The following is a 5211-nucleotide window of genomic DNA, read 5'->3' on the forward strand; positions in this document are numbered from 1 at the left end:
GTCGTGGAGGACCTGGCCATGGTGCTGGTGCTCGTTCTTCTTCCGCCGCTGGGCGGCTGGCTGTCGGGCAAGGTCGATGCCGATGTCAATGCGCTGTGGAAAACACTGGGCATTACGCTGCTGCAAGTGGGCGGTTTTGTGGCGCTGATGCTGGTGGTGGGGCGCCGCTTCTTTCCCTGGGTGCTGTGGCAGGTGCAGCGCACCGGCTCGCGCGAGCTGTTCACGCTGTGCGTGGTGGCCGCGGCCGTGAGCATCGCGTTCGGTGCGACGGCGCTGTTCGGCGTGTCCTTTGCGCTCGGCGCTTTCTTCGCCGGCATGGTGATGCGCGAATCCGAGTTCAGCCACCGGGCGGCCGAAGAGTCGCTGCCTTTGCGCGACGCTTTCGCCGTGCTGTTTTTCGTGTCGGTGGGCATGCTGTTTGACCCCTGGGTATTGCTGGAGCGGCCGCTGCAGGTGCTGGCCGTGGTGGGCATCATCATTGTCGGCAAGACACTGGCCGCCGGCCTGCTGGTGCTGGCGTTTCGCTATCCGCTGAACACCGCGCTTACCGTCTCGGCCAGCCTCGCGCAGATCGGCGAGTTTTCGTTCATCCTGGTGGGCCTGGGTGCGTCGCTGGGCCTGCTGCCGCCTGAAGGGCAAAGCCTGGTGCTGGCGGGTGCGCTGATCTCGATCGCTCTAAACCAGTTGGTCTTCAAGGCAGTTGAACCCTTGCAGCAATGGATCCTGGCAAAGTCACCCCTGGCGCGCAAGCTGGAGGCCCGCGATGACCCGACGGCCGAGTTGCCGGCCACGACCGACCAGAAGTATTTGTCGAACCATGTGGTGCTGGTGGGCTACGGACGGGTAGGGCGGCGCATTGCCGATGCACTGAAGGCCCATCACATTCCGTTTGTGGTGGCAGAGCAGAATCGCGAGGCAGTGGAACGGCTTCGGGAGCAGGGTATTGCGGCCGTGTCTGGCGATGCGGTGGAGGCGGAAGTTCTGGTTCAGGCCCACATTGCGCAGGCGCGCATGCTCGTGATTGCGACACCCGACACGCTGGACGTCAGGCGTATGGTCGCCACTGCGCGTTCACTGAATCCAGCCATCGAAACCGTGGTGCGCACCCACAACGAGGCCGAGGCGCGCCTGCTCGACAACGAGAAGGCCGGCAAGGTCTTCCTCGGTGAGCAGGAGCTGGCACAGTCCATGGCGCGCCATGTGCTGGAGCGCGCCGGCGCGTCAACCGCAGCGCATTAGGCGCCTGCTCTGGCCCGCAACACGGCGGAGCGCACAAGCGCAAGCCTGTCGTTGCCAAAATACATGTCGTCGCCCACAAAGAAGGTGGGTGAACCGAACGCACCGCGCCGGATCGCTTCGTCGGTGTTGGCCTTGAGTTGCTCCTTGATATCGGGTTGTGCAATGCCCGTCAAAAATGCCTCAGCGTTGATGCCGGTCTGTCGGCAGATGGCGGCCAGCACCTCGTCTTGGGAAATGTCTTCCTCACAGGTGAAATACGCCGCGAAGGTGGCTTCGATAAATTCAAGGTAGTGCGGCTCGGCCGTGGCATCCTGTGCAATCCACAGGCAGCCGCGCATGGCCTTGACACTGTTGACCGGAAATACCTTGGGTGGAAATGCAATCTTCAGGCCCGCTTGGCGTGCGTTGTCCTGCACGTCCTTGAGCGTATAGCGGTTCTTCGGTGAATTCATGTCTTCCCGCGCGGCATAAATGCCTTTGTTGACGCTGTTGAAGATGCCTCCTACCAGCACCGGCCGCCAGCGAATGGCTTCCCCTAACTCGGCTGCCAGCGGCTGGATGTTGCGAAAAGCGATGTAGGTCCAGGGGCTGGAGCAGTCGAAGAAGAATTCAATCATGGGTATCCCGGTTTTTGAGGAAGGAAAAGGGGGTCAGGAAACCTTGTGCGCGCCGTCCCGTACGCTTTGCGCTGTCTGGCCAAACAGGGCCTTGCGCGCCTCATCGGTCAGCGCCGGTGCGCGCAGTTCCTTGCCCAGGTTCAGCCCGCGTTTGACGGCAGGCCTTTCAAACAGGGCGTCGTACCAGCGTTGTACATGGGGAAATTTTTGCAAGTCAACCTGCTGAGCCTTGTGTGTACGCACCCAGGGAAAGATGGCCATGTCGGCGATGGAGTAAGCAGCACCCGCCACATGCGCACCGGTTCGTGCCAGTTGCGCATCGAGCACGCCGTAAAGGCGGTCCACTTCCTTGCTGTAGCGCTCGATCGCATAGGGGATTTTGTCCGGCGCATACAAAAGAAAATGCCCGTTTTGCCCCGCCATGGGACCGAGCCCACCCATCTGCCACATCAGCCACTGCATAGCCTGGTAGCGCTCGCGAAGTTCGGTCGCGRCAGGCAGAAAGCGGCCAGTCTTTTCGGCCAGGTACATGAGGATGGCGCCGCTTTCAAATACCGCCAGAGGCGTGCCGCCGCCGGCGGGTGCGTTATCAACGATGGCCGGCATGCGGTTGTTGGGGCTGATCGCGAGAAATTCCGGCGTGAACTGCTCACCCTTGCCGATGTTCACCGGGATCAGCTGGTAAGGCAGGCCGCATTCTTCCAGCATGATGGAAATCTTCCAGCCGTTGGGTGTGGGCCAGTAGTGCAGGTCAATCATGGGAAATCCTCGAGGTTCTTGAACTTGTTGAGCGCTAGATCAATGGCGCCAGCTGTGGATGGTCGGCGGCGATTTTCCGGGCTTCGTTGCCGCCCGGCTCCATCATCCGGAAATCAGAAAAATCAAAGCCCGGACCCACCATGCAGGCCACGAGGGTGTAGCCCGCTACCGCATTCGCCCGCGGCCTGGCCGCCTGCCACAGGCCGGCAGCCACAATGTGTTGAGGGGTGGTTGTCGTGCTGACGGGGCCCAGTGCCGTGCCGCGCAGGCGGTTGTCCGCCGCGTTCCATGTCCAGAGATCGAGCGGTGCGCCCTCCAGATGTACCCACACCTCGTCGGAAAGAACGCAGTGCCAGCGTGAGTGCTGTGTGGCGTCAAGCAAAAAGTAAATCGAGGTCAGGGCATTGCGAGCCGGTCTTCCGTCTTGCGGCGCCACTTGTTGTGTGGAGCGAAACACTTCGCAGTACCAGCCGCCTTCCGGATGCGGCTGCAGCCGCAGCTGTTCAATGAGCTGGCGGGCGCGGGGCGTCGTAGTGGGYAGGTCTGGAGTGTGACTGGACTGGGGCATGAGGCGCAGTGTGCCTTAAACCCGGGCTGGCTTTCAACCTGCCCCGATTGTCCTTGGGCACCTGCGGGACAGGCGTTACTCCAGGTCCTCGATCGCCAGGCTGTGGTACTTCTGTGCATAGGAAAAAGGCACCGTGCGCACGACTTCCATGATGCGCTCCGTGGCGTCCTTGGACGGCACCGGAATCATCAGCGCGTGGTGGCCTTCCCTCGCGAGGTCCACGTACTTGTGGACCGTCGCGCCCTCGGTGCCTACACGCGGCAGGTTCACGTCCGAATGGCCATCCGCCTTGCCGATGTCTTCGAGGATGTCTTCCGGTGTCAGCAGCATGATGCCGTTGCTGGCCATTTCCAGTTCATGGGCCACGTGCCTGGCGTCTTCAAGATTCGGGAACATGATGAACGCGTAGCCGGTGGGATAAAACACACCACCCATACTGAGCATTTTTTTGGTCAGTTCGAAGTTCTTCATGGCGAGTCCTTTCATGCATTGCGTTGGTTCAACGAATCATTAAGGCGCGGAAACTGTAAATTTCCGGTCAGCAATCACATCCTCTTCCTGTCAGACACAGACGTCAAGGGCCGTTGATAGGTATGGAATTTCTGCTTCAAGCAGGGGCCGCGGGACTGGCTTTGCCAGACCGCAGGCGCAGCGGCCCCCTCGGGGGGCAGGAAGCTACACGAAGTGAGCGACCGTGGGGGCTACAAGTCCTCAAGCTTGATGGTCGGCTCAGCCATCACACGCACGGTGCTTTGCAGGCCCTGCAGGAGCTGGTTGGCGAAGTAGCTGCTCTGGGTGTCGGGCTCCAGTGCAGCAAACACTAGGTTGCCAAGCGGTTGATTCAGAGGCACATAGTAGCTGCCGCGAGGCACGTCCACCACGCCGCGTGTCAGGCTGACCTGGACCTTGAGAACGGCTTTGCCGTCGGCGATGGTGCCGCGCACGTCCTGGCGTTCACCCGAGGTGCTGGACGTTTCCCGATAGCTGTCGCCGAGCATGGAACCCTGTTCGGCAACGCGCTGCACCTGGACACCGTGCAGCCGCAGCCGGTCGACGGCCACGGTGGAGGACGCCGACAGCCAATAGCCGCAGGGGCGTGCGCGAGCTTTAAGGCTGCGCAACGCGAGGGCAGAATCCCAGTCCACGGACACTGTCTTGTCGGCCCCTGTCACGGGGTCGAGCATGAGCAAGTCGTACTGTGCGGAAGTAGGCGCGGCCTCCACGACGGCTTCCTCCTTGCAGGCTTTGGCGCCGACTTCCTTGTCGAGGTAGGGCCGCAGCTGTTGCAGCTCGTTCGCGCGCTGGGCGGTGCTCGCCAGCGCACTGGTGATGGCTGTCACGTGGGTGTGGACGCGCCGCTGGATATGCAGGCGGCCAATGCCAACTCCGCGTGTTTCGATCAGCAGGCTGATGGCGTTTTTCAGTCCGTAAACATTTCGGCTGGTGTCGGGTTGGGTGCCGCCCATCGAGATTTTTTTGTCGGCCAGGTCGCTTGAGGTGGTGTAGTACCACTCCGTGGTGAGGTTTTGGCCCTTGAGGGCAGTTAGCAGAGGGCGCCGGTACCACTCCTCCGCGGCCTTGGTCAAAAACTCGGGCAGGTTGGCAGTGGTGGCGTACTGGAACAACGCGTCGAACTTCTGCACGCTGCCGAACTTCTGCAGGAAGCGGCCCACGACCGTGTACTCATGGGCGTCGACCACCACAGTGGGGTGGTAATCACGGGCGAGCCTGGCAAGCGCCTGGGCTTCCGGCGTGTTGAGCAGCATGTGGTCGCGGTTCATGTCCAGCCCGCCTGTGGTCGCACGTTGCTCATTCGCTGCACCATCAGGATTGGCGCGCGGAACAATCACTACATTGATGCGGTCCAGCGCGGGCTGCAGCAAGCCTTGTGCAAGCTCCCGGGCGATGACCAGCAGCGCCTCGCTGCCGGCGGGCTCGTCGCCATGCTGCTGGCCTACCAGGAGCACCGTGGGCTTGCCTGCTGACTGCATTACCGTGGGGTCCGTGCCACCGGCGCGGGTCAGGACC

Annotated in this window: 6 protein-coding genes; 1 reads left to right on the forward strand and 5 read right to left on the reverse strand. The window is 62.0% G+C overall.

Annotated features, from left to right (window positions below; translation table 11 throughout):
- Positions 1–1239: cation:proton antiporter domain-containing protein (locus tag AC1D1P_RS13580; RefSeq protein ID WP_477673345.1), on the forward strand; the 1239-nt coding region annotated here is incomplete at its 5' end.
- On the opposite strand, the gene AC1D1P_RS13585 is transcribed toward AC1D1P_RS13580, so the two are convergent.
- The 5 genes from AC1D1P_RS13585 to AC1D1P_RS13605 all read right to left on the reverse strand — a co-directional run.
- Positions 1236–1856, reverse strand: a complete 621-nt coding sequence (locus tag AC1D1P_RS13585) for a DsbA family protein (protein WP_477673346.1) — start codon at positions 1854–1856, stop codon at positions 1236–1238. The genes AC1D1P_RS13580 and AC1D1P_RS13585 overlap by 4 nt on opposite strands.
- Before the next feature lie 33 nt (positions 1857–1889).
- A complete protein-coding gene (locus AC1D1P_RS13590; protein ID WP_477673347.1) occupies positions 1890–2615 on the reverse strand; it encodes a glutathione binding-like protein in 726 nt (241 codons plus the stop codon).
- 34 nt (positions 2616–2649) lie between these two features.
- Complete coding sequence (locus AC1D1P_RS13595) at positions 2650–3183, reverse strand: cupin domain-containing protein (RefSeq protein WP_477669113.1); 534 nt, start codon at positions 3181–3183, stop codon at positions 2650–2652.
- A gap of 75 nt (positions 3184–3258) precedes the next feature.
- Positions 3259–3654 carry an RNA-binding protein gene (locus AC1D1P_RS13600; RefSeq protein WP_477646486.1) on the reverse strand — a complete coding sequence of 132 codons (396 nt, stop codon included), beginning with the start codon at positions 3652–3654 and terminating at the stop codon, positions 3259–3261.
- A gap of 230 nt (positions 3655–3884) precedes the next feature.
- Positions 3885–5211, reverse strand: a 1327-nt coding sequence (locus AC1D1P_RS13605; protein ID WP_477673348.1) for a M14 family metallopeptidase, incomplete at its 5' end; no start/stop codon positions are given.

The sequence above is a fragment of the Polaromonas sp. P1_E1_2 genome (assembly GCF_056406035.1).

What these genes read in the sequence shown, in the direction of transcription:
- AC1D1P_RS13600 (WP_477646486.1), bottom strand. Translation starts at nt 3,654, where the DNA reads ATGAAGAACTTCGAACTGACCAAAAAAATGCTCAGTATGGGTGGTGTG.
- AC1D1P_RS13585 (WP_477673346.1), bottom strand. Translation starts at nt 1,856, where the DNA reads ATGATTGAATTCTTCTTCGACTGCTCCAGCCCCTGGACCTACATCGCT.